Source organism: Paenibacillus rhizophilus, assembly GCF_003854965.1.
GTDB classification, from domain to species: Bacteria; Bacillota; Bacilli; order Paenibacillales; family Paenibacillaceae; genus Paenibacillus_AQ; species Paenibacillus_AQ rhizophilus.
Genome location: NZ_RQPI01000001.1, coordinates 636,013 through 661,553, shown reverse-complemented (window position 1 = coordinate 661,553; position 25,541 = coordinate 636,013). Strand labels below are relative to the sequence as shown.

Here is a 25,541-nt window from a genome sequence, read left to right as displayed (position 1 = left end):
GGGAAAGTTGGTGGGTTGCGTAGATTCCTCAGGAAAACGCCACGGCTACGCTGAACACAGACTGAATAGACGAATCCGCCGCCCCCTTCATCCCCCTGCACGACGATGGCCGACGGTAAAATGTGTCCAAAAATATCAATGGTGTGTTACCCGCTAGTGTCGTATGTCGTTTGTGATTGATCACGACAAATTAAGAGACCTCCACCTAAGCCTGACGCAATATCATTATAACCATTCGACCAGTTAACCGAAAAAGTTCCAAGAAAATATTCCTACAAAAGGAGTCTCTAATGACGTTATCGTTAAATCTGCATATACATTTGATCCGCTTTTACTAACTTTAACATCCAAATTAGCGACATCTCTATCCGAAACAATAGGTTCACCCGTTGCCGAGGCTTGAGTAGCTACACTTGATTGTTCATCAGATGGCAAAACTGTAATCTCATTTGTTTCTTGGTTTATACTAATAGGTATACTGTATGTAGCCAACACTTCAAAGCCTGAGGTATCAACAGCATCATCCGGGACTGCTACATCTGAGGCAAACACACTAGTTGGCCATAGCAACATCATAAATAACGCAATAGTCAAAATAAGTGGTCTCCTACTTTTCACTTTCATTCCTCTTTTCATATTTTATTTGACCACATGGGAAATTATAGTTGTTTTCCAAAATAATCTATAGCACTTTAATACTTCATAAATCCCTTGATTTCACATTTACGACCTTACTTGACACCATATTTATCTTGATGGATTAATAATGCGCATATGTTTCTATTTCTTCACAGGATTAGAATTAAAAAGGCTCCCCCTTTTGGAGAGCTCCTTGGCAGAAATGCGTTTGGTGATGAGCTATTTTACTTATGTGATCAGCATCTGTGGAACTCCATAATCCTGGATTGAGTTACCTCCACCCACTGCTGATCTATTTCAAAGGCATCCCATTTACGACCTATTTCTTCCGCAGCTACCGAAACAACTCCGCTTCCGGCAAAGAAGTCCACGATATACTCTCCTTCTTCACTGCTGTTCTCGATCAGCAGCTTCATCATTTCCACTGGTTTTTCCGTGGGATGAACCGTTTTATTGCCATGAATGCGAGGGATCCTCATAATATCGGATTGGCTTCGGGTACGAATACGCCGTACTTTCTGTTGTCCTTTGACCGACAGGATAATAAACTCATGCTGGTATCGGTATTGCCATCCTAATCCCATATTAATCTTGTCCCATACGATGCAATTTTTGACCGTGAAGCCCGTTAATCGGAGCCAGCGGACCATGTCCGGATAAGTCCGCCAATCGATGCAGACATACAAATGACAGCACGGTTTGAGGATACGATACGCTTGCTTAAGCCAAGCGAGACTAAATTTCCGGTAGTCCGCCAAAGTGAGGTCATCATTTTGCAGGATTTGAAATCGGGGCTGTTTGTTCCGGGTTTGGGTTGTTCCCCCAAAATGAAGATTTTATGGAGTATCCGCAATTATCAGATCTACGGATTTATCAGCAATACGAGCGGCGCCTCCAATACAACTTTCTTGATATAACATATTTAATTTCCTCCTATGGTATCTGTTCTATTCTATATACCATACGGATAACGAGAACATTAGTTCCTAATACAAGGAACGTTCATAGAACTTTCGCTGCCGGGTAGGGGAATGAAACTATTTATCTTACAAATCAACGATATTTATGGTAAACATACACAGAAATGGAGGATTTTTATTCACCAAACATTTCCTTATTACCAAAGATTTCCAAAATAAGAAATGCATTCGTTTTGGAAAGAATGGCGAGGTTTCCGAAAACGGAATGGCCTAATAATTAACAAAGCTTGTCGCAAAAATCAGATAACCGGAGGTAGAGCTTTACTATTGGGAGCAGGAAACGGAAAGTCGATATACGTTTAAAAACCGATTACTCAGTGGTATGATTACCGCTAAGTGACCGGCTGCAACAATAATTCCAGAACTATAGACTTTTTCCGTAGACTTTTTCCGTCATGCGATAGGTGGTTCATACAGTGGCGTATCAGACGTATATGCAGCTAAAAAATAAGAACCGACATTCTCCTTTCTCGCGTAATTTAAGGAAGTAAGAGAGACTACATACAGCCCCTAAAACTTGACGCAGGCGCCCGGACAATAAAAAACCTGCCTCTAAATGAAGAAGCAGGAGATGAAGGTTTTACCCCAATCGCACGAATTCAACTTGCTATCAAAACATCATACTATTTATTTTATCATTTCGACATTCCGAATATATAACCCTGACAAGTTGGCACACACTTGAATTGTCAGTAATGCCTCTTGATTTTTACAATAAACAGGAAATGAAAGGTCATAATTCCCTATAATCACAATCCTTATAGGTGGAAAAAAGAAATCGAATAAAATATACTCTCTTAAGGAAAGTTTAAATAAAAACTCTATTATTTTGATATCTGTTGTTCTTATAAAATCTCCTCTTATGGATTGTTTTAAAAGTAAGAGAAATCTAAATTCAGATTGATTCATTTCGTTTCTATAATATTTTGATATAACATCTTCAAAATATAATTTAGTGCAACGAACAAACACTTCTTGTTTCTCGATTGTTTGAATGATTCTCCGGAAACACTCCAAATACCGTACTTCATCTTTATGGTCTTGCCACTTATTGGAGAATTATTTAGAGGCTTCTTCCTCTGTTAATATTCGATCAAACCGATCTAAAACTCCTGTTATAAAAAATCTGTTAATTACATCATCATCATCGAAATCAAGAATTCCGAAATTTTGTCTTAGGAGTTCAATCTCCTCAGCACTTAAGACCGTTAAATTCATATAAAACTCTCCCATAATGTTTTAGTATCGGAAGACGACAACATTAAAAGACTTCCGATACTTCTCCTTATAATGGAAACTAATATTATTTTGAATATCCGTTAATTGATTTGCCTTATTATAGGTCGTCGACTGTAATACACCATCAGCGTCCGTTCTTTGAACGGACGTTACATTTCCATTAAGATCTTTTATGAATACCATAGCTTTGTTTATATCAAGGAATATTTTAATAATAGATAATATACACTATAGGTACTCCCAACTAATTCAACTAACCAATTTCCATAGCTTGATAAGCTAGGTGGTGTAAATAACTAAAATGGCAACTTTAAAGGATATCTTATTATTTTATTCAGTCAAGTGATGCCTCTTCATTTGTTTTACTGATAAAAATCACCTACTAAAGCGGTACAAATTTTTACTATAAAATTTTATAAGGCGGGGATAGTTTTGTATAAATGTCGACCTATTATTTCAGATGATTTTCCTACAATCTGTTCTTTTCCTCTTGATAACGGAGAAGTTTTTTTTATATCGCCCAAACTACAACCTCCTCTTACAGTGGAGAAATTCAAAGAGGTTACAAAAGAACGATTGATGCCGACTGTTTTAGTTTTCGGTGATGAGAAAGTTTGTGGCTATTGCAACTTTTATAACCTTGAGGAAGGAAATAAAGTCTGGCTTGGAAGTGTCATAGTTTCCCCAGAGTTCAGGGGAAAGGGTTCTGCCGAATTTTTGATACAAAACATGATGACTATTGCAAAAAAGGAATTGAATGTGAAGGAGTTACATCTTGTTTGCCATAATATTAATACAAGAGGTTTAATGTTTTATACGAAAATGGGTTTTAAGCCATATGATGTTGTTAAAAGAGCAAACTTACAAGGCCAAATAATAGGAGGGATACTTATGAAAGTGAAATTATGAATTATACAATTTTAAAGTACATGCACAATTTATTATTTTTTGTTTTGAGCAAAGAACAACAAGAGATACAAAATAAAAAAAACCGCCGAAGACGCGGTTTTTTAAAGTATTAAGTAAATTCATCACCAAATACATCATAATAAAATTACTTCGTTTAGGAAACGCCTGTTGTTATATCCATTACAAACTCTACAGTATCGTTAATCTTTTCTGCTAATTTACGAAGAGCTTCGTGTGACTGATCTTTTATAATAAAATAACCTACTCTCTTCCAAGAGGAAGTGAGTTCGGGAACATCATTACCCGGTTGTACAGTTATGCTGTACTCAATCAATTTGTCTCCAAGCTCATCAAAGATTTCTAAATTATTTATTTCTTTCAATCTCCCTGGCTTTGATTGGAAATACTGAATAAGTATATAATTTTTGTGTTTGTTATTTATATGTGGATCCTTGTTTCGCAAGATGTTAATGTAAGCTGTATGGACATCGAATTCATAAGCATTGCTTATTAGTTTCGGTATATAATCTCCAGGCATTCTAGCCGCACATTCTATTAAAATTGGTTCCCCCTCCTCTATTTTCCATTCAGAATGCAGTATAGCGGTGTTTACATTCGCAGCTTCTACCAATCTGCTTTTAAACTGATATAACTTATCTGTTACACTACTTGGAATATTACCGGGAACCTCATGACCCACTTCGATAAAATACCTACCTACAGTACCATCCTGCATTGTATAATTAATAAAAATGATTTTACAGTTTCTAACAAAACACTCTACACTTACTTCGTACCCTACTACTAGATCTTCCGCAATATACTCACAGGGGATTTCACGGTCTGGAATTAATACTTCAGACTCACCATTTAGCGTTTCTTTATATGCTGAGGCAATCTCTTCCTCAGTATTTATACGTATTACTCCAATTGATGCCTGTCTATTGGCTGGTTTGAACACAATGGGACTTCCATTATAAAATTCCCGAAGTTCTTCAATACTAGTAATCTTTTTATATCTTGGATGTGGTATACCCGCTTCAGCACATAAATCCCTAAGTTTTACCTTATTAGTGAATACAGCAGCCCCTCTATCACCTATACGTGGCAAATTCAAATATTTAGCCGATTCATTTGCTGCTTTAACACTATACTCAAATCCGGGAACTACAAGATCAAATCTATACTTTTGCCCCCATTCTTTAACAATCGACATATATTCTTCAGAATCATGATATTTTACTTCGGCGATCTCCTTGATATTTGGTGAACTAAATTCTTTAAGTTTTCTAAGTATATCGGGCTCCTCAATTATAAATACCTCGACCTCAGGATCAATAACAGAACATTTCTTGATAAATCCAGCGTTTCTCCCAATGAGTAATACTCGCATACTTTTCCCTCCACAATAATTAGTTAGTATTCATGAATTTTTCCAGCGGCACAAAGCGGCTTCTATTTACTTTTATATAATAAAACAGTCCCATGCAGACGGTTAAAGTATAGTTAGAAATCCAAATCCATATAACACCTGGTTTCAGATAATTTACCAGCAAATATAATGGAGCATATATTAACAACGAACAAAAGATGAGAATATACAATATAGGCTTAGTATCCCCATTTGCTTTAAGCATCCCTTGTCTTAATTCCAAATAATCACCAATCATGGCCGCAACCCTGATAATTAATCCTAAAGATACCAGTTTAATGACTGATTGGTCTGTCGTAAATATCCTCACCAATGGAAATCTGAACAAAATTACCCCTGCTCCCAAAATCGCAAACGTCATGATACAAAGCCTAGATACAATTTTCCAGATAACTTTTAAATCCTCAGACCTATTTTGACCTATGGCTTTGCCAGCAAAATTAACAAGTACGATCTGGTAACTCAGACCGAATAATGTTATTACAGAAGAAATTTGCCTTATAATCTGATTGGCAGCAATCGCAACTACTGATATATTAGCAATCAATACATTTGTTAAGTTAAGAATTAAACCTTCAATAAATTCGGAGGTTCCACTAGGAAAACCCTTAGTAAAAATCGATTGTATTAGTTTTGTATTAGGTGTCGGGATTTCTCTAGTTCCATATAATCGGTTATTTTTCTCATTAAAAAATCTCCCAAATATATGTAGGGTGCATAAGAATTCAGTAATAAGTACAGCAATAGCAGCACCTTTGATCCCCATAGGATCAACCCCTAGGTTTCCCCAAATAAATATCCAGTTAAAAAAAATCTTGATGACATTCATAAGTAAAGAGTTATTTAGAATGACACCATTAACAGCTATCCCCTGAAAGAATCTAAATATGCTCACTCTTACAGCAAAAAAAATAAGGCACATAATACGTACATCCAAATAAGTCAAGAACTCAATCTTCAAAGAGTTGTCTAAGTTCATAATGTTCACTAAAGACGATCGAAAAGCATAGTAGATTAATATTATGCTGACTGAGAATAATAAACTTACATAGATACATTGCCAAATGCAGTAGGAGCAGTACTTTTTGTCTTTATTTGCTTGCGAAACAAATATTAATCCCGCATCACAAATACCCCTAATAAAAGGAACAACCATAATATAAATTCCACTTGCAAGACCAACGGCTGAAATTTGAAGAATTCCAAGCGTTCCAACAAAATATGTGTCGAGAATGCCCATTATAGTTTGATTTAACATAGAAAGAGTAATAGGCAATGACATCTGTAATGTCCGCTTATAGCTATAATCCTGCTCCATAATTTAGTCTCCTATTTACATCTGGAGGAAATTTTCCATCATCATTAATCCATTTTGCGTTATAATCGACTCCGGATGAAATTGAACAGCCTCAACAGGGAACTGCTTGTGTCTTACGCCCATAATGATATTGTCCTCTGTTCTGGCTGTTATTACCAACTCATCTTTAGGAAATGTGTGGGGGTCTATAACAAGTGAGTGGTACCTTCCGACAGGGATCCCTTGCTTAATACCTTTGAATATTCCTTTTCCATCGTGAAAAATTTTAGAAGGCTTTCCGTGCATCACATATGGCGCATGAACTGTCATTCCTCCAAATACCTCGCCAACAGCCTGATGCCCAAGACACACACCAAGAATTGGTACCTTATTTTTAAAATAATCGATGACTAATTTCGATATACCGGCTTCAGAAGGGGATTTGGGGCCTGGTGAAATGAGAATACGTGAGATAGGAAGCCCTCTAAGCTCTTCAATTGTAATTTTATTATTCTTATAGACAACTATATTTTTAGTGTGTTTTCCAATATATTGAACTAGATTATAGGTAAAAGAATCATAATTATCGATAACTAGAATCATGCTCTACCTCCCTAGAAAGATTAAATACTTTTACAATAGCAGCTCCCTTATCGATGGTCTCCTGATATTCTTTAACAGGAGAGGAGTCATACACAATTCCACCACCCAGAGAGATTTGAGCATATTGACCACTAACCAGTATTGTTCGAATGACAATACTTAAATCAAAAGTTTCTCCGTCAACAGAGATTCGCCCTAAAGTTCCTGTGAATAAGGATCTACGACTGGGCTCCATTTCAGCAATAATCTCCATAGCCCTCAACTTAGGACAGCCGGTAATGGAGCCGCCTGGAAATGTTTCTTCCAAAATATCGCCAAATTTTAACTCTGGCTTCAATTCTCCTACTACCCGTGAAATCAATTGGAAGACAGATGCATACTTTTCAACATAAAGCAGCTTTTCTACTTCAACTGTTCCATAGTTACATATTCTTCCTAGGTCATTTCTCAATAAATCAACAATCATAATATTCTCTGAGCGTTCTTTTTCGGAGGTTTTTAGCTTTTGACAATTAATTTGATCTTCTTCGGCTGTTACTCCTCGTGGTCTTGTTCCTTTTATTGGCTCGGTATAAACCTTTCCGTCTTTTTTGTATAAAAATCTTTCTGGTGTAGTGGACAATATGGACATTCCGCCCATCTTAAAAAAAGCACAAAATGGTGCTGGATTACTTTTTCTTATTTTTTTGTAAACATCCCAGTAATCACCTGGAAAATTAAAAGAAAAAGTTTGTGCTAGGTTGACTTGATAAATATGACCGTCGTAAATGTAATTTTTTATTTTATCAATCGCACTAAGATATTCATCTAAATTGAAATTAGATTCAAAATCCCCAGCATCTACCAATTCTTCTTCTTTGAATAAATGATCAGCTCCAGAGGCTGCGGTAAGCATGTTGACACGATATTGCAATTGAAATAGATCGAGTTCCTCTTCACCGGCATAAATATAATAAATCTTGGAAGTGTGATGATTAATTAGGAAGTTATCAGCACACAGCACACAATAAACATCGGGGAGAGCTATCAAATCTGTCGAAGTATTATCAATATTCTGAAGCTTTTCTCCAAAATTATAAGAGGCATAAAAAAAGAACTGTGGTTTTAATTGCTGTTTTAGCTCTTCGTCAACTGGTTCAACAAATACATTCAGTTTATTAATTTTAATGTCCAGAAACTCATCTAGTCTTTTTAATACTTTTATCGCTTCCTCGTTATCATTTGAATAACAAAATTCCCTGATTGGATTAACTCCTAGAAATGAATATTTCGACTTTTCCTGTAAGTACTGTTCTTGCGGTATTTCAAAGTCATGTGACTCGTTGTTAGCTGAATCTAAGAAAAACAATTTAGAGTTCTGATTTAAGTTATTTACTAATTCCTCCACGGTTAATGACTTGATGTTAAGTTCAATAGCGGAATATTGTATCATTTGAAACCTCCTACTGGTTACTAGCAATTTCATCCGATTTATTTCAAAATTATATTGCCGGATCAATTTGAACAAGCGTCATAGAATGAATTTGTAGAATTGTTTGATAAACGGCCTCAAGGTCTTTGCCGTAGATGAAAACATCTCCAAGCTTATCATGTGACAATTTACCCATACCAACAGTGTCGCCAGTTTGTATGTTGTAATGAACTTTATAAACCCCTTCAATCATGGTAAGTTCTTCTTCTTTAATTAAATTTTTTACTCTGCCTTCTTTGTAAATAGGAATATGAGTAAACCCAAAAAGATTCGATGCATATTCGGTCTCCGCTATATAAGGCAAAAAGCATTCAACCCTTACGAACGCATCAAATAAGTCAACTTTTGTTTGCTTTAACAAATTCTCAGGGATGGAACTTCCGGCAACTCTTATAGCGATTTCGCCGAAAACGATGTCATACTCCTTGGTTATGAAACACTCCATATGGGTAACCCCATATTCCACCTTTAGACTTTCAATTACATTTTTGTTAAATGCCTTAAGCACTTTAAATATATCGCTCTGATTGGAAAGAGCAATACTTCCGCCAAATTTGTGCTGCTCAAAACCCAAAATATTGTGCGGATATTTACCGGCATGTGAAAATATCACCTGATTGTCCTGAATCACTGAATCAACATGGTATTCCTCTCCTAATATATATTCTTCCATAATCATACCTTCTCTAAAATGAGGTTTATTCCGACACTCTAAGTAATGGTCAAAATACCGTATCCAGTCTTCTACATCAGATAAGAGCTTTACTTCAATTGTTCCTGCACCTATTCGCGGCTTAACAATTGCTTTTTTACCTTGATCCAGCATTTTCGATAAAAAAACAATTCCATCATTAAAATTGGTTACCGCAGTAAACTCAGATGTTTTAATTCCTTTCGCTGCAATGGATTTCTTCATGCAGTACTTATCACGTAATTTTTCAGAAATTTCAACACCTCTTCCGGGGATCCCGAATTCTTCCCTGATCTTTGCTGCTGTTAGAATGCTTTTTTCTCCTGGAGCTATTACGGCATGAACTGTGAATCTGTTAAAGTAGGGCTGTAATACAGAACTCACACTTTCATAATCAGAAATGTCATCAACCTGGTGAATAAAATCACAAAGTTCAGCATCAGGGGCCGCCACACTTTTGTCTATAATAACAATGGTGCTGTAACCTAATTCTTTTAATTTCCCAAGTACTTCAGGTCTTCTTCCTAAAGCAACACAATACATGTGCCAACCTTCTCTCCCTATTCAATAACAATTTTCACCTTTTTTTCGGCTTCACTCATTACTGTTTTTAGATATTCTACATCAGAATCATGAAATCCAACGTAAGCAAAGACCCGACTTCGGTTATCATTCCAATTCTTAATTTCACTACCAATATCATATCTGTTTTCTGTAATTTGGATTTCAGGTAATGAAGTAACGGAATCGACGCCTTTAATATCAACTAGTTTTCCTGCTTTAGGTGAACGAATAAACCGTATATACGCATGCCCTTTAGGTTCATGTCCAGCCATAAGTTTTCGGCCAATACAATTGTCTATGACGATACTGTACATATCTTTCCCAATAACTTTTCCCAGCATATCGGCAATGTAGCCGCCCCCTACCCTCGGATTTATCTCCATTAGGCCGAAACGGTTACCGTCGATTTTCACTTCTGTATGAGTAACTCCAGTCTTCACACCGATCGCTTTATGTACTTCCTCAACAAACTTTCTAAGCTGATTATCCTGATCCCTATCCAAATTACTTGCCGGTATAATATGTCCGATTTCAATATGATTAAGTTCCGGATCCGATACTTTCTCGGTGATAGCAAGAATAGTTACCTTTCCCTCTTCAACTACGCTTTCGACAGAGTATTCACTGCCATTAATAAATTCTTCTACTAATACCTTTGGTGAGAATGATTTGCCCAGAGACCCATACTGAATATTGTTCAAATGTTCGAAATAATTATTTCTAAGTTCATCAAATGAATTCGTTTTAAAAATGTTGATGCTGGCAAAGCCATCGACAGGCTTCATTATGCAGGGGTAATTGAAGTTATCTTGATTGTGCTTAAGATCATCCATGGATTGAATTTCATAGTAATCATACGGAAACAGACCCGCCTCTTTAACTAGCTTCCTGGTCAAATCCTTATATGTTGCATTACAAGCAGCTTCATAACCGAATGAAGGCAATTCCAGCCTGTCCGTAATTGCAGCAACTTGAGGCATCAAGAAAACATGACCAGCTAAAGCCCCGTCGAAGGGAACGTCATTGTAGTATTCAACGATCTTATCAACTGTCGCTTCAAAATTTTCAATATCAATCTGTACATAATGGTCAATAAAAGGACGGTCATGGAGATCAACTTCATCCTCTTTGTGATAAGTAGCTAGAATCGTTTCATAACCCATTTCTTTTGCTTTTCTTAAATAACTTTTACCAAATCTATAATTTTCAAGAATCAGTACACTTTTCATTTGTCTCATTTCCTTTTGTTAAATTTATTTGATCAATAATTTGATCTTCTTCATTACATGAATACTTCAAAATAATGCCAAAGAGCTCCTTCACGAGCTCGGTCGGCAGGTTAAGTTCCAGGGCATATTCAGTCCGAGTTGCAAAAATTTCCGTCACCCTGTCGGGTTGCATCATCTGTATATCATGATTCGCTTTATAAACGGCCACATCCCGAATGATATTAAAACGATAAGCACATATCTCCATTAGGAGTGCATCAAGCTTGTCTAGCCTCTTACGGTAGTAATCCAATCCAATTTGGTTCATATATCTTTTATCCTCTCACAAGTGCTTGACTACTCCCAAAATTCTCTACTTGTTCTATCGCTTGAGATACCTTCTCCATAACATGTTTTTGGAACTGTGGATTGATAGTGATCGCTTTTTTCGCATAGTTGTAGCAATATGTGCATTTGCTTCCGCAGTTCGTTCTTAAGCATTTTTCTTTTCTGAACCGATCAAAATATCCATCCAACTTTCGATTATCGATATAAATATTATTGATAAACTCCTCTGGTTCAGCCATATCTCTATATCCATAGTGTTGAATTAATTCCAGAAGATTACCGTCAAAATACCGATGGTAATATGCCTTAACTCTGTTTATCATCACGCTCGTAGGTGTAGCTCTATCAATGATCTTAAAATTGTCATAACCGATTTCTTCATAAAATTTTAAATCTTCAGGTCGGATGATATCCGAGATGAGATAGTTAACAGGAGCAGAAACCCTTTTATAGGAGCAATTCAAGTAGCAGTAATCAAAATCAGGCTTTTCTTTATCATCGCCTCTGGAGGAATGGCCCATAAAAGATTGATGATAAGTAAGAAACGGACATTCATACATGCAATTGTTATTGACAATCAACTCGAGATCAATCGGGATTGCCTCGCGAATTGCTTTCAATACTTCAAAGTCCCTATTTATAACCATAGGGTCCAGTACAATACAATCTGCCCCCATTTCTTCCCAGCGTTTTGCTTTTGCTACACTATCTACACAAACTGAAGAAGAAACCTTAACCTGTAAGTTTGGATAGTACTTTTTTACATACCTCATTACTACAGGGATAGATACAGTTATAGAGTCAACTCCGATTTCAGAAATCCAGTCTAGTAAATTTGCAAGTTCCTTTTTTCCATGTATCGTGTATTCATCATTCGCTAGACATGGAGAATTGAACGTATAGTTCATGGTGATTCCATTCTTATGGGCATATGCAACGTGCCCTGCTATCTTTTCTTTATCAATATTATTTAAAAGGTCTGTTTCAAGACCGCCACCGACAAAATCATCGGTTAATTTCCCAAACAAATTAGTGACACCATAGTCTTTTACGCCATCAATCAAAGCAGAGTCGAAATTAGTTGCAATTGAAATTTTCATATAACTACTCCTTTACTTTTTTTAAAAAAAATTAATATAATACCTTTTTATGTTATTCTCGCTTGTTGGTTTTATGATAAGTCCGATTGGCAAAATAAGCAATATTTTTCCTTCCCCTTTTTACCCTAATTTTCTATATAATTCTATAAATTCCGACAAAAATCAGTATAGTTAATGAATATACTATCATCGGTATGAATACATATGCATATGACTACTTGAGTGCTTTCTTGGAAAGCGGATAATAAAGGAGTTTAGGACAGTTAATGTCGTTTGTTGTAGTTTCCAACTTCTATTATTAAAAATTTTAGCTGAAATAGTTGTGAGACAGCAGAATCTTGTATTCCTTACATTCTTGTTAGTTGATTTCTCGTAAACCAGTATTAAACTCTAGTAACTCCGAAAAAAGCGAGTTGTATGACCGACAACCAAGAGGGAATGATGAATCACGTCTCGCCCTAGAACCTTGACCGTTTTTGATTCTAGTTTTAAGCTCATCCTATAAGAAAATATGGGAGGGCTTGCAGATGAACAAAAAATGCGAGGTTCGACTCGAACCGAAGGAACGCGAATGGATTGAACAACTTCTCCGTGCTGATTCTACATCCCCTGGCATTCGCCGCCGCTGTCTAGTACTCCTACTTTCGGACGAGAAAACCAAGGGTCCATCCCCAAGCAGGCTGAAATTGCCCATCGCTCAGGGGTCAGCGATGTTACCGTCAATTACACGGTAAAAGACTATTGCACCCGTGGGCTGGACGAGACGTTACGTTATCGTCGGCGCGCCGAACCGGCGAGGTGGAAGTCCGAATTATCGCGCCGGCCTGTTCCGAGCCTCCAAAGGGGTATGCTCGCTGGACGATTCGTCTGTTGACCCGTCGGGTGATCGAACTAAATATTTTGGAATCCGTAGGACGAGAAACCATTCGGACGACTTTAAAAAACAAGGCTTAAGCCTCGCTTAAAAAAACAGTGGTGCATCCCCGCCAAATCCAGCAGCGAATTCTTGTGGCTCGGATGGAGGATATTCTGGAGACCTATGCCCTTGCGTACGACCCGGAAATTCCGCTGATCTGTATGGATGAACAGCCCGTGCAATTGCTGGATCACTCGCGGCCTCCACAGACGATGAAACCCGGACAAGTTCAGCGAGAAGATTATGAGTATGTTCGTAAGGGAAGTTGCAGCCTCTTTCTGTTCACGGAGCCGTTGACCGGGTGGCGTCACGTGCAGGCTTTGGAAAGACGCGCCACAAACCCAAGATCTCGATTTGTCCCTGCTGCCTTTAAATCTCTCCATAACTCTTGCAGTGCTTCTTTGGTATTCGCTTCGAGGATGTCGAGACAGGGCTTACGCTCCACCAATTGATACCAGTGAGAGAAAGCCTCCCTAGCTGATTCCTCAAGCTTCAAAACCTCTTTCCTTAATTCTTTGATTTCTCGCTGTCTTCTGATCCATGCCATCATAAGAAAGTCTCACCTCTCTCTTTACTAGTATCTTGGCTCCAACAGGGTTGTACCGTCAGCATATTCGATGATGTAAACCTCACACCCGTTCACTTCGCATGTAACGATTTGCAACAAAAAAAACGGGTGCCGCCCTTTACGGACAACACCCGATATTTTTTCAATAACAGTTCGAATTTCGATGTTAAGCAATGAACGTCTCGACGATCAGAAACAAATTCAGCGCGACAACGATTCCGGCAATGACCCAGCCGAGCGCGGAGGTGATCCGGCGGTTGACGAGCCCGCCCATCAGCTTGCGGTCGCTGGTGAAGATAACCAGCGGAATAAGCGCGAACGCAATGCCGAAAGAAAGAATAACCTGGCTCATTACAAGCGCCTGCGTCGGATCAACGCCCGACAATATGATGGCAAGAGGCGGAATGGTTGTAATCGCGCGGCGGAGATACAGATTTATTCTTCTGTTGATAAATCCCTGCATGACGACATCACCCGCCATTGTGCCGACGGAAGCGCTGGAGAGCCCGGCGATCAGCAGACCCAGACCGAAGGAAACGGCCGTAACGGGTCCGACTAGATGGCCGAATTGGTGAAAAGCCACTTCCAGATCTTCAACAGCAAGGCCGTTCTTGAAAAAGGCCGCTGCCGAAACGATCACCATGGCCATATTCACCGCGCCCGCAATAAACATGGCAATCAGAATATCAATAAACTCCAGCTTGAAAATTTTCTTCTTCTCCTCGTCATCTCTGCCCACGATCCGGTTCTGGGTAAGCGAGGAATGCAGGTAGATCGCATGCGGCATTACGGTCGCTCCAAGAATGCCCGCCGCCAGCAGCACGCTGTCGACGCCCTGAAAGCTTGGTGTCACGATTCCGTGGAACACGTCGCCCATATCCGGCTTAGCCATGATGACTTGAAAAGCGAACGCCAGCACAACGACCAGAATCATGGCGGCGATTCCCGCTTCAAGAGAACGATATCCCCGCCGCTGAAGCTCAAGTATGGCGAAGGAGCCTGCCGCCGTGATCAGCGCCGCGGGCAGCATCGGAATGTCGAACAGAAGATACAGGCCTAATGCCGCCCCGAGAAATTCCGCCAGGTCGGTCGCCATGATGACCAGCTCGCTTTGAATCCATAGAAAGAACGAGGCTCCCTTGGGAAAGCGTGCGCGGGCAACCTCAGGCAAATTGTGGCCGGTCGCGATGCCGAGCTTGGCGGACAACGATTGAATCAGAACAGCCATCAAGTTGGAGGCTGCGATAACCCAGAGCAGGAGATAACCGTACTTTGAGCCTGCCGTAATATTGGTAGCGAAGTTTCCAGGGTCGAGATAAGCGACAGCCGCGATAAAAGCGGGTCCGAGGAAAGGAAGAATTCGTTTCAAGCCCTTCCCTTTTCCTTGCAATGCGGAGTGGGCGGCGAGAAGATGTCTTTCTTTTTGCTGGGCGGTGCCCAAAGGATAAGTGCGTTCCATCATTCTTGTTACCTCCCCGCCTAAAAATTAGCCAAGCACATAAAAGTTTACCTGATGCAACATTTCTTAGGCTTATTATATTCTCCTTTACCCAATTTGTAAACGTGTAGTTCGCCTATTGCAGCCGATTTCTATGCTGTAAATCACAAAAACCCAAACAGAGACCGGCGGCTGTGCCGGCACTGCTTGGGTTCGTTGTTCACTATAGGTTTTGAGTTGTTCAATCTATACGGACGGAGTTGTTCAACCCATACGGTTTGAGCGGTTCGCTGTTCGGTTGGATCAGCGTGTTCCGTCCTTCATATCCCAGACATACACGCCGCCAGGAGCCCTAAAAAAGCAAGCAGCGCCCCGAACCAGGGAAGAGCGGAAAGGCCGACATGCGTAATAATAAATCCCCCGAAAAAAGCTCCGAATGCGTTGCCCAGATTCAGCGCGGAGTGGTTTGACGTGGAGGCCAGCGCAGGAGCGTCCTTCGCCAAAGTCATGATCCGGACCTGAAGGCCCGGAAGCACGCCAAAGGCGCCGGCGCCCCAGATAAATATGGTAATGACCGCGAGTGCCGGAATGTGGACCGAATAGGAAAAAAAGGCTAGGACAGCTGCAAGAAATGCAAAGTTCACAAGCATCGAGGGCATGAGCTTCCAGTCGGCCAGCCTGCCCCCTATGATATTTCCTGTTGTTACGCCTACGCCGAATAGCACGAGAATCAAGGCGACGATGCTCTCCGAGAACCCGGTAATGTCCTCCAGCAGCGGCGTAATATACGTGAAGACGGAGAAAAGGCTGGCGCACCCGAACGCTCCTGTCAGCAGAACAAGCAGCAGCTTCGGCTGGATCAGCGCCCGAAGCTGGCGTGTAAGGCTTGAAGTCTCCTCCGCTTTGATTACGGGCACGAGCAGCAGGATGCCGGCAAGCGAGAGCACGCCCATCACGACCACGGCCCCGAACGACGCTCTCCAGCCCAGATGTTGGCCGATAAACGTCCCAACCGGGACACCAATAATATTGGCTACGGTCAATCCGGCCATCATAATCGAAACCGCCGCGGCACGCCGCCCCGGCTTGACGAGGCTCGCCGCGATGACGGAACCGACGCCGAAAAAGGTACCGTGAGCCAAGGCGGTAAACAGTCTGGCTCCCATCAGTACGTTGTAGTTCGGCGCAAATGCGGCGATGCCGTTCCCGATGATAAAGAAGATCATCAGCAGGCAAAGCAGCTGTTTTTGCGGAAGCCGGTACGTCAGCATCGCCAGAATCGGAGCCCCGATGGCGACGCCCAGCGCATAGCTGGTAATCAGTTGTCCCGCCGAAGCGATCGAAACGTGCAGATCCTCGGCTACATTAGGCAATATGCCCATAATAACGAATTCAGTCATTCCAATGGCAAAAGCGCCGAGCGTCAAAGACAAAAGCGCAAGCGGAAAGCGCTCCTTGACTTGAGCCCGGGGATTCGTGGTGTATGAAGTTTCCAATGCTTATGATTCTCCTTTGCCCGGTCTGTTGTTGCCGGGAAAAATATAGGTTCGGCCGCCGCTGTGCCGGGCCGTGACAGGCGCTTCAAAAAACCGGCTGAGCGTCTCTTCGTTCAGCATGCGGGACGTTTCGCCGGAATCGAACCAGGCCCGCTCGTAATCCTCCTCCGGCGCATTGGCGTATAGTCCGATGGAGGCATGCTTTCCGCTGATCACGACCAGCTGCGTCCGGTCTGAGCCGTGAAGCTTCTCTTGAAGGGAAGAGCTCACACAGCCGATAGATTTGCGGAGCTTCAGGTCGATCTCGCCGAACCGCTCGCCAAGCACATAAATCTCCCCATCGGTCGGCCAGATGTAACCGTTGATTATGTTCAGCAGCGTCGTTTTGCCGGAACCGTTCAGTCCCATCAACGCCCAATTTTGCCCCTTTTCAATGCTCCAGTTTACCTGGTCCAGCAGCGTCTCTGTCCCTCTTTTCCACGAGGCATTGCTTACTTTCAAAATGCTGTCCATTCCCCTGCAACCTCCTTTCTATTCCCTGGATGATCACATCTGCATTAACGTATTGTAAACAATCTGATGTAAAAATGTCATTGTGAAAATTGCTCAATTCATCTGCAATTATTGCTATCATACTATAATGAGACGGGGTGAACGCTAATGAAAATGCAAGTTGTGACGGAGAATATCGAGCTGTGCAGATTGGAAGAGCATTACGAAGACACTCCCCATGTTCATAAGAACTGGGTACAGCTGACCTTCGCCATTCGCGGCGGCTCCTCCGTCATTAGTTATGGGACAACGGGGTTCATTCCGGAGGGCGAAGGGATCATCCATCAACCGTTTCAGGAGCATCAAATCCGGGTGGATAAAGGAAACCGCGCAATCGTGATCAAAGTACGCACTTCGCTGTGGGAGTCTTTACAGATTAGGGAAGCAGATTGTATCGCTGTGGAGCAGGTCATCAATCCCCAGGAACTGAACGCGGAGTTCAATCGCTGGATTTCCCCGCTGGTTTTGCCTGATGAGGATGACCGATATGAACGGAGCCTTACGGAGGCCAATGTGCTGCAATATCTTACACGCAATCTGAAAAGAGGGGTCTGTCCGGAAACGAATCCTCCGTGTCTTCCGGAACTCGCCAGTACGGGAGATCCCTACATGGATCAAGTGTTCGAATACATACACCGCTCCTTTACATCACCGATTCGCATTGATTTATTGTCGTCCATGGCTCTGCAGAGCCGATATCATTTTATCCGCTCCTTCAAAGCAGCGACCGGATTCACGCCTTACCAGTATATTCTTCGTCTGCGAATCCAGCGCGCCAAGTATGAGCTCGAACATACCGAAGCTACAATTTCCGCGATCAGCGCGGGCCTCGGCTTTGCTTCGGCCAGCCAATTTTATCGCGCATTCGTCAAAATCACCGGCATGGCTCCGGAACAATACCGCCTGGGACGAAAGAGGGTCTAAACAAACTGGCGACAGAGCTCATCTTCCAGGCGGCTCCCCTTTTAACCCCCTTACAAACCCAAAGAGGCGCGGCCCCGTTATATTGAACGGCGGACGCGCCTCCTGAATTTTAGTTCACTCCCGGATTACATTATTACCGGTTCAACCGGTAGCCCCCGTGAAACACGGGGCCAACATAATTATTAAAAGCATAGCCTGCTCGGATCGCCGCCGTAACGAAATCCTTCGCCTTGGCTACGGCTTCACGGGTGCTCAGGCCGGTTGCGAGTCCTGCCGTGATCGCGGCGGCGAAGGTGCAGCCCGCACCGTGATTGTACGCCGGCTCGATTTTATCCGTCTCGAATACCGTATACTCGGCTCCGTCATAGAACAGGTCCACCGCCTTGTCTCCGCCAAGCGCTTTGCCGCCCTTGATCACCACCGTCTTCGCCCCCTGGCGCTGAATGACCGCGGCGGCCTCCTTCATGTCGTCCAGCGTAGAGATCTTGCCAATGCCGGACAGCACTCCCGACTCGAACAGGTTCGGCGTAATGACCGTAGCGAGCGGCAGCAGCAGCTCACGGATCGCCTCGGCGCTCTCGGGACTCAGCAACTCATCCTCGCCTTTGCAGACCATGACGGGATCAATAACCACATTGCCCTGACAATAGTCAATGTCTTCACTATTCTGCTCAATGCCAACTACCCCTTCTGTTCTATGGTGCTATTGGGTTACTCTCCCGAAAAGCTGGTTTCTTTCATAATAACATCATGCGCGCCGCCTTCAACCAGACTGGTTGAGGAGACAAGGGTAATTCTTGCGTTCTGCTGCAATTCATCGATTGATTTCGCGCCGCAGTTGGACATCGTCGACTTGATCTTGCTGATCGTCTTGTCCAGATTCTCTTTGAGGCTACCCGCGTAAGGGACGTAAGAATCGACGCCTTCTTCAAAGATCAGCCCCGACTTTCCGCCCGTGTCATATCTTTGCCAGTTCCGCGCCCGGTTGGAGCCTTCTCCCCAGAACTCTTTGACAAAGTTGTTTCCGACTTTCAGCTTCTTGGTCGGGCTCTCGTCGAACCGGGCGAAATACCGGCCCATCATGACGAAGTCGGCGCCCATCGCCAGCGAAAGCGTGATATGATAATCGTGAACAATCCCCCCGTCCGAGCAGATCGGAACGTATATGCCCGTTTCTTTATAATACTGCTCCCTTGCCTCCGCAACCTCGATAAGCGACGACGCCTGTCCTCGGCCGATCCCCTTCTGCTCGCGCGTAATGCATATCGATCCGCCGCCGATGCCTACCTTCACAAAGTCGGCACCTGATTCGACAAGATACAGAAAGCCTTCCTTGTCTACGACATTTCCCGCTCCAATCTTAACATTGAAATTCTCTTTGACGTAAGCGATGGTGTCGCGCTGCCATTCCGTATACCCGTCCGACGCGTCAATCACCAGGATATCGGCGCCCGCTTCTACCAAGAGCGGCACCCGCTCTTCATAGTCCTTTGTGTTAATGCCGGCCCCGACGATATAGCTCTTATTGCCGTCCATCAGCGCCAGCGGGTTTTCTTTATGAGCGTCGTAATCTTTGCGGAAAACAAGACTATCCAGCCGCTGTTCCCCGTCCACGATCGGCAGACAATTCAGCTTGTGCTCCCAAATCATGTCATTGGCTTCGGGAAGGTTGATTCCGGATTTTCCGACAATCAGGGAAGAGAACGGCGTCATGAATTCACTTACCCGTTTGTCCAGCGGATCACGGCTGATTCGGTAATCCCGGCCGGTTACGATTCCCAGCAGCTTGCCGGTTGGTGAACCGTCATCGGTAACGGCGATCGTGGAATGTCCCGTATCCTCTTTCAGTTCAAGCACATCTTTCAAGGTATGATCCGGGGTCAAATTGGAGCGGCTAACCACAAACCCGGACTTATACTCTTTTACCTTACGGACCATGTCCGCCTGGTCTTCCGGGGATTGGGAACCGAAAATGAATGAGATGCCGCCGCAGCGGGCCAATGCAATCGCCATCTGATGATCGGAGACCGACTGCATCACCGCCGACGAGAACGGGATATTCAAGGAAATGTCCGGCTGCTCGCCCTTTTTAAATTTGGTAATCGGCGTTTTAAGGTCCACGTTTGCGGGGGTGCAATCCTTTGTCGTTAAATTCGGAATCAACAGAAACTCACTGAACGTCCGGGAAGGTTCCGGGTAATAATAGGCCACGTTTTTCCACTCCTTGTCTGAAAATTCCTCACATCATAACGTCAACTAATCCATTTGTCAATGCAAAAAGTGTGAGCGTGTTATTCGTCAGTGTTCAATCAATTTACGCCAAAAAGCACGGCCCCCCCGGATAGTCTCCGAGAGGCCGTGCTTGGCAAGATTTATCGCCGGCATCTTCCATCCGGAATTGCCGGCCTTCCTACTGTTTGCTTGGCTTATGAGCCGGCAAGCTTGTTGATCATGCTGGCGCAATACGCGCCGCCGTAGCCGTTGTCGATGTTGACCACGCTGACTCCGCTGGCGCAGCTGTTAAGCATGGATAGCAGCGCCGACAGCCCGCCGAAATTGGCCCCGTAGCCGATGCTTGTCGGGACGGCGATGACGGGCTTGTCGGTGAGGCCGCCCACGACACTGGCCAGCGCGCCTTCCATTCCGGCGATAACCACGACGACCTTGGCTTCCCGGATCACACCCAGTTTGTCGAACAGACGGTGAATCCCGGCAACCCCAACGTCGGTAATCTTCTCTACACGGTTCCCAAGGATGAGGGCAGTTTCCACGGCTTCCTCGACGACCGGGAGGTCGGAGGTTCCCGCCGAGACAATTGCGATGTAACTGTCGGTCAGCTCCACAAGTCTGCGGCGGACGGTGATCGTCCGCCCGATCGGATTGTACTCCGCTTCGGGACAGATGGCCTTTACCGCTTCATACATCTCGGCGCTTGCCCGGGTGCCCAGAATATTGTTGTCTCTCGTGAGCATGTATTCGACGATTTGCCGCACCTGTTCCACCGTCTTCCCGGCACAATAGATAACCTCCGGCACGCCGGTTCTGACTTCCCGGTGATTGTCAATCAGCGCGAAGCCGAGGTCTTTGAAAGGCAGCTCCTTAAGATCTTCCAGGGCTTCTTCCACTTTCAGCTCGCCATTTTGAACGGAGGTGAGCAGCTTTCGAAGCGCTTCATTGTGCATGCCCTTCACCCCGTGACGCCTATGGCGGCGTTCAGACTGCCCGTCTTGTAACCCGCCAGGTCAAGGGAGACATAGCGGAAGCCGAATTCCTTCAGCTTTTCCGAGATTCGGTCCATAAGCTCCTCGTCGAACAGCCGGCTGCGGTCGCTCCGGCCCACCTCGATGCGGGCCAGATCGCCGTGGCAGCGGACCCGGATGGCCCGGAAGCCAAGGTCCATCAAATATTTTTCCGCCCGTTCGATCTTCTCGAAATCCTCCGTGCGCAGTTCGCTGCCATACGGGATACGCGTCAATAGGCAGGCATACGGCGGCTTGTCCCAAGTGGGGAGCCCCAGCTCCCGGGACAGACTGCGGATCTCCGCCTTGGTCAGCTTACAGTCGAGCAGCGGGCTCTTGACTCCGAGCTCGGCGAGCGCCTTCAGCCCCGGCCGGTAGTCATGAATGTCGTCAAAGTTGGTGCCGTCGATGACATAACGGTAGCCGCCCTTCCCGGCCAGTTCCTTGATCATACTGAACACCGCGGTTTTGCACAGGTAGCAGCGGTTGTCGGGGTTATACTTGATTTCGTCGATTAAGGGAGCCTCGATAATCTCGTAATCGACGCCGAGCTCCCGTACAAGCTCCTTGGCCTCTTCAATTTCCCATTTGGGAATGTAAGGGGAAAGAATCGTGACGGCCTTCAGCCGGTCGCCTAGCGCTTCCTTGGCCGCACGCAGCAGGAAGGTGCTGTCCACCCCGCCGGAAAATGCAAGCACCACCCGGTCGAGCTGTTTCAGATAATCGAGAAGGGCCTCATATTTCGGGTTGCGATTCATCCAAATTCACCTCATAACCAGTATAAATTTCGCGGTAAATCTTCGAGATCGGCACGCCGTTTGCCAGCGCCAGCCTTTTACAGTCTTCGTATTCGGGCTTATATTTGACAAGCTTTCCTTCATAATAGGAGTTTTTGATCGTCACCTCGCCGTACCGGGTGTTGTGCTTAACGAAGCTGCGCTCCAGCATGGCTTTGCCGACTGGGAATTTGCGTACGCCGAGGGAAGTCGTCTCTTTGAAAATAACCTCCAGCACTTCCTTCTCCCGCTTCGAGCCGACAAGCACGCTCAGCTTAACGGCGGGGCGGCCCTTTTTCATGATGATCGGAGTCTTGAACACATCGGAAGCACCCCGGGCAAAAAGCTGTTCCTCCACGTAGCTGTACAACTCGGGGTTCATATCGTCGATGTTCGTTTCCAGCAAAATCGGTCCGGCTGCGGCGCTTTCCTTCTTATCCTCCATCCGGCCCAGATAAACCCTCAGCACGTTAGGGATCTCCAGATCCCGGTTGCCAAGTCCATAGCCGACCGCCTCCATCACGAAATCGGGCTTGTCGGTAAACTCATCCACCACCGCGGCCAGAATCGCAGCTCCCGTAGGCGTCGTCGTCTCGAACGGAACGAGACCGGCCTTCACCGGAATGCCTTTCAGAATCTCGACGGTCGCCGGCGCAGGCACTGGAATCAGCCCGTGCTCGCAGCGGACAAAGCCGCCGCCCACCTGAACCGGAGAAGCCAGGATTTTGTCTACTTTAAGGTAGTCGAGGCAGATGGAGGCTCCAACGATATCGACAATGGAATCCACCGCGCCCACCTCATGAAAATGGACCTCCTCCAGCGGCTTGCCGTGAACCTTCGCTTCCGCGAGGGCAACCTGCATGAAGATTTTCATGCTGAGCTCCTTCACCCGGTCAGGCAGCGAACTGGCCCCAATGATCCGCTCAATATCCTCGACATTGCGGTGATGATGGCCGTGATGGTGATCGTGGCTATGGTCATGCTTATGGGTATGGCCTTGCTCATGGTGATGATTGTGCTCCTGGATGTGAGTTTGCTCATGGGCGTGATTGTGCTCGTGTTCATGCTCGTGTCCGTGCGCATGGTTATGTTCGTGTCCATGTACATGCTCGTGTCCGTGCGCATGTTCATGCTCGTGCCCATGGTTATGTTCGTGTTCATGTCCGTGTTCCGCATGTTCAGAACCTTGGTGAGAACCGCGTTGGTCTCCTGTCAGCCGAACGTCAACTTTGATACCGCTAATTCCCTTTTTGAGTGCCTTGGCGATGGTAACTTCAAATTCACCGTTCAGATTTAGCTTGGCGATCTCTCGAAGGAAGTAATCGGGATCGACCCCGGCATCAAGGAGCGCGCCCAAGTTCATATCTCCGCTGATGCCCGCAAAACAATCATAGTAGAGAATGTTCAACAATTTGCTCTCCTTTCTATTAAGATGAGTTTGCAAGAAACTTTATTAGAAAAATGCATGTCGATGCATCGTTGTTCAAGGTTTAAGCGAAGACCTCAACAACATGCTTCAGCTCTTCGATGATGAGCAGGTTCTGCGGGCAATGCTCTTCACAGGTGCCGCATTCAACGCATTTAGATGCCCGTCCTACCTCGGGAATCCGGGAGGCATAGGTTTCCTTCAGCGCCTGCTTCTGCTTGTCGTTATCGAGGAAATAATACTCGTTCACATAGGTGAAATTGCCCGGAATGTTCACTCCAGCCGGACAAGGCATGCAGTAGGCGCAGCCGGTACAGCTGACTCTCGTCTGGCGGAAAGCGGTCCGCGCTTCCTCCACGATGTCCAGCTCCTGCTTGCTTAAAGAGCCGGGATGCGCTTCGTTCGCGATTTTCAGGTTTTCCTCCACCTGCTCCATGGTGCTCATGCCGCTTAAGGTAACCGCCACGTCCGGGTTGTTCCACACCCACCGCAGTGCCCAGTCGGCTGGCGTCCGCTTTATATCGGTCTTGTCGAAGGCCGCCTGTACGCTTTCCGGAATGTCGCGAACCAGCTTGCCGCCCCGCAGCGGTTCCATGACGGCGATGCCGATGCCTTTGGCCGCGGCGTATTCCAGACCTTCGATTCCGGCTTGGAAGTATTCGTCCAGGTAGTTGTACTGCACCTGACAGAAGGTCCAGTCGTAGGCGTCGACGATTTCTTTGAACACCGGCAGTTCGTCGTGGAACGAGAAGCCAGGATAACGGATTCGTCCGTCTTTTACCGCCGAATCGAGGAACTCAAAGATACCGAGTTCTTTTACAGTCTTCCAGGTTCCTGCGTTGAGCGCATGTACCAGATAGAAGTCGATACGGTCAGTTTCCAGACGCTCCAGTTGTTCGTTCAGATAGCGGTCCATATCCTCCCGCGTCCGGATAAGCCAACTGGGCAGCTTGGTGGCGATATTCACTTTGTCGCGGTATCCATCCTTAAGCGCCCGGGCGACGAAAGGCTCGCTCTCCCCGGGTCCACCCATGCCGTCTCCATGATAAGGATAAGCGGTGTCCACATAATTGATCCCGTTGTCGATACCATAACGCAGCATCGCGATTGCTTTGTCATCGTCGATATTGCGGGCGTTGCCGTCAATTACGGGAAGCCGCATGCAACCAAAGCCCAGAACGGAGACCATCTCGTTTGTCTTGCCATATTTGCGGTACAACATGGATAAATTCCTCCTAATCAAAATAGTAGTGATTAGCGGCTGCAGGCTTGCCAAAATGAAATGATGTGATATTTTTCACATATAATGCCGCGCGATCATACTTTTTCAGCCGCTTGTTCCCTTTCACGGACCAAATTTTCGTACCATACCGTCTTGTGCGTAATTTTCTCCAAAAACGAGTTCATTTCCTCCACCTTTCGCTCCGTCGAGCGCTTGTGGTCCTGCAGAATTTGCAGCCGTTCCCTCATGGTGTGGTCGCCCTTAAAAGCCAGCTCGGCAAAATGCTTCACCTTGGCCACAGGCATTCCGGTGTCCCGCAAGCAGCGGATAAAATACAGCCAGTCCAGATCCTCCGGCTCAAACAGCCGATTTCCCCGCTCATCCCGTTTAAGCGCCTTTAAGAGTCCTTCCTGCTCATAATACCTCAGGGTATGGACGGTAAGACCCGTATGTTCGGCAGCTTCCTTGATGGTTAAGGCCATCCGCGTACCTCCTTTCCGCTT

24 protein-coding genes and 2 pseudogenes are annotated in these 25,541 nt (G+C 44.8%); 3 read left to right on the top strand and 23 right to left on the bottom strand.

Annotated elements, in window-relative coordinates; all coding sequences use genetic code 11:
• Positions 1-243: 243 nt before the first annotated feature.
• Entirely contained in the window at positions 244-594 is a 351-nt protein-coding gene (locus EH198_RS03150; RefSeq protein WP_124694077.1) for a hypothetical protein, read from the bottom strand.
• Between the two features lie 281 nt (positions 595-875).
• Positions 876-1,397 carry a DNA-methyltransferase gene (locus EH198_RS03145; protein ID WP_246014069.1) on the bottom strand — a complete coding sequence of 174 codons (522 nt, stop codon included), beginning with the start codon at positions 1,395-1,397 and terminating at the stop codon, positions 876-878.
• Here EH198_RS03145 and EH198_RS24965 point away from each other — a divergent pair.
• Positions 1,326-1,556, top strand: coding sequence for a hypothetical protein (locus tag EH198_RS24965; protein WP_246014112.1), 231 nt, complete (start codon positions 1,326-1,328; stop codon positions 1,554-1,556). The genes EH198_RS03145 and EH198_RS24965 overlap by 72 nt on opposite strands.
• A 1,122-nt stretch (positions 1,557-2,678) precedes the next feature.
• Here the strand turns inward: EH198_RS24965 and EH198_RS24480 are convergent.
• Entirely contained in the window at positions 2,679-2,837 is a 159-nt protein-coding gene (locus tag EH198_RS24480) for a hypothetical protein (protein ID WP_185702729.1), read from the bottom strand.
• 453 nt (positions 2,838-3,290) lie between these two features.
• On the opposite strand from EH198_RS24480, the gene EH198_RS03140 reads away from it, so the two are divergent.
• Complete coding sequence (locus EH198_RS03140; protein WP_185702728.1) at positions 3,291-3,767, top strand: GNAT family N-acetyltransferase; 477 nt, start codon at positions 3,291-3,293, stop codon at positions 3,765-3,767.
• A 154-nt stretch (positions 3,768-3,921) separates the two neighbouring features.
• On the opposite strand, the gene EH198_RS03135 is transcribed toward EH198_RS03140, so the two are convergent.
• From EH198_RS03135 to EH198_RS03080, 13 genes and pseudogenes are all read right to left on the bottom strand, one after another.
• Complete coding sequence (locus EH198_RS03135; protein ID WP_124694075.1) at positions 3,922-5,160, bottom strand: ATP-grasp domain-containing protein; 1,239 nt, start codon at positions 5,158-5,160, stop codon at positions 3,922-3,924.
• Positions 5,161-5,179: 19 nt separating this feature from the next.
• Positions 5,180-6,517: an MATE family efflux transporter gene (locus EH198_RS03130; protein WP_124694074.1), complete on the bottom strand. Its 1,338-nt coding sequence runs from the start codon at positions 6,515-6,517 to the stop codon at positions 5,180-5,182.
• 15 nt (positions 6,518-6,532) lie between these two features.
• Positions 6,533-7,099, bottom strand: coding sequence for an anthranilate synthase component II (locus EH198_RS03125; RefSeq protein WP_124694073.1), 567 nt, complete (start codon positions 7,097-7,099; stop codon positions 6,533-6,535).
• Complete coding sequence (locus EH198_RS03120) at positions 7,080-8,531, bottom strand: anthranilate synthase component I family protein (protein WP_185702727.1); 1,452 nt, start codon at positions 8,529-8,531, stop codon at positions 7,080-7,082. The genes EH198_RS03125 and EH198_RS03120 overlap by 20 nt, the downstream gene beginning before the upstream one ends.
• 49 nt (positions 8,532-8,580) lie before the next feature.
• Entirely contained in the window at positions 8,581-9,804 is a 1,224-nt protein-coding gene (locus EH198_RS03115) for an ATP-grasp domain-containing protein (RefSeq protein WP_124694071.1), read from the bottom strand.
• Positions 9,805-9,821: 17 nt separating this feature from the next.
• Complete coding sequence (locus tag EH198_RS03110; RefSeq protein WP_185702726.1) at positions 9,822-11,054, bottom strand: ATP-grasp domain-containing protein; 1,233 nt, start codon at positions 11,052-11,054, stop codon at positions 9,822-9,824.
• A complete protein-coding gene (locus tag EH198_RS03105) occupies positions 11,032-11,361 on the bottom strand; it encodes a chorismate mutase (RefSeq protein ID WP_124694069.1) in 330 nt (109 codons plus the stop codon). Before EH198_RS03105 ends, EH198_RS03110 begins: the two co-directional genes overlap by 23 nt.
• Positions 11,362-11,368: 7 nt before the next feature.
• Positions 11,369-12,481 carry a U32 family peptidase gene (locus EH198_RS03100; RefSeq protein WP_124694068.1) on the bottom strand — a complete coding sequence of 371 codons (1,113 nt, stop codon included), beginning with the start codon at positions 12,479-12,481 and terminating at the stop codon, positions 11,369-11,371.
• Between the two features lie 936 nt (positions 12,482-13,417).
• Positions 13,418-13,591, bottom strand: coding sequence for a hypothetical protein (locus EH198_RS24475; RefSeq protein WP_185702725.1), 174 nt, complete (start codon positions 13,589-13,591; stop codon positions 13,418-13,420).
• 113 nt (positions 13,592-13,704) lie between these two features.
• Positions 13,705-13,947: a hypothetical protein gene (locus tag EH198_RS03095; RefSeq protein WP_124694067.1), complete on the bottom strand. Its 243-nt coding sequence runs from the start codon at positions 13,945-13,947 to the stop codon at positions 13,705-13,707.
• A 184-nt stretch (positions 13,948-14,131) separates the two neighbouring features.
• Positions 14,132-15,427 carry an Nramp family divalent metal transporter gene (locus EH198_RS03090; protein WP_221621471.1) on the bottom strand — a complete coding sequence of 432 codons (1,296 nt, stop codon included), beginning with the start codon at positions 15,425-15,427 and terminating at the stop codon, positions 14,132-14,134.
• Positions 15,428-15,723: 296 nt separating this feature from the next.
• Complete coding sequence (locus tag EH198_RS03085; RefSeq protein ID WP_246014068.1) at positions 15,724-16,899, bottom strand: MFS transporter; 1,176 nt, start codon at positions 16,897-16,899, stop codon at positions 15,724-15,726.
• Positions 16,900-17,046: 147 nt separating this feature from the next.
• Positions 17,047-17,412, bottom strand: a pseudogene (locus EH198_RS03080) (ATP-binding cassette domain-containing protein); the annotation flags it as partial.
• Positions 17,413-17,559: 147 nt separating this feature from the next.
• Between EH198_RS03080 and EH198_RS03075 the strand changes: the two are divergent.
• Positions 17,560-18,375, top strand: coding sequence for a helix-turn-helix domain-containing protein (locus tag EH198_RS03075; protein WP_124694065.1), 816 nt, complete (start codon positions 17,560-17,562; stop codon positions 18,373-18,375).
• Between the two features lie 133 nt (positions 18,376-18,508).
• Here EH198_RS03075 and thiD read toward each other — a convergent pair.
• The 7 genes and pseudogenes from thiD to EH198_RS03040 all read right to left on the bottom strand — a co-directional run.
• Positions 18,509-19,036: pseudogene (thiD, locus tag EH198_RS03070) on the bottom strand (bifunctional hydroxymethylpyrimidine kinase/phosphomethylpyrimidine kinase); the annotation flags it as partial.
• Positions 19,037-19,086: 50 nt separating this feature from the next.
• Positions 19,087-20,586, bottom strand: a complete 1,500-nt coding sequence (locus EH198_RS03065) for an IMP dehydrogenase (RefSeq protein WP_124694064.1) — start codon at positions 20,584-20,586, stop codon at positions 19,087-19,089.
• Between the two features lie 215 nt (positions 20,587-20,801).
• Positions 20,802-21,557: a nickel pincer cofactor biosynthesis protein LarB gene (gene larB / locus EH198_RS03060; RefSeq protein ID WP_124694063.1), complete on the bottom strand. Its 756-nt coding sequence runs from the start codon at positions 21,555-21,557 to the stop codon at positions 20,802-20,804.
• A 5-nt stretch (positions 21,558-21,562) separates the two neighbouring features.
• The gene (larE, locus tag EH198_RS03055; RefSeq protein WP_124694062.1) at positions 21,563-22,372 is read right to left on the bottom strand and encodes an ATP-dependent sacrificial sulfur transferase LarE; all 810 of its coding nucleotides are present in this window, start codon (positions 22,370-22,372) and stop codon (positions 21,563-21,565) included.
• Positions 22,350-23,798, bottom strand: coding sequence for a nickel pincer cofactor biosynthesis protein LarC (gene larC, locus EH198_RS03050; protein WP_124694061.1), 1,449 nt, complete (start codon positions 23,796-23,798; stop codon positions 22,350-22,352). Before larC ends, larE begins: the two co-directional genes overlap by 23 nt.
• A gap of 82 nt (positions 23,799-23,880) precedes the next feature.
• Positions 23,881-25,038 carry an aldo/keto reductase gene (locus EH198_RS03045; protein ID WP_124694060.1) on the bottom strand — a complete coding sequence of 386 codons (1,158 nt, stop codon included), beginning with the start codon at positions 25,036-25,038 and terminating at the stop codon, positions 23,881-23,883.
• 95 nt (positions 25,039-25,133) lie between these two features.
• A complete protein-coding gene (locus EH198_RS03040) occupies positions 25,134-25,520 on the bottom strand; it encodes a MerR family transcriptional regulator (protein WP_124694059.1) in 387 nt (128 codons plus the stop codon).
• Positions 25,521-25,541 lie beyond the last annotated feature (21 nt).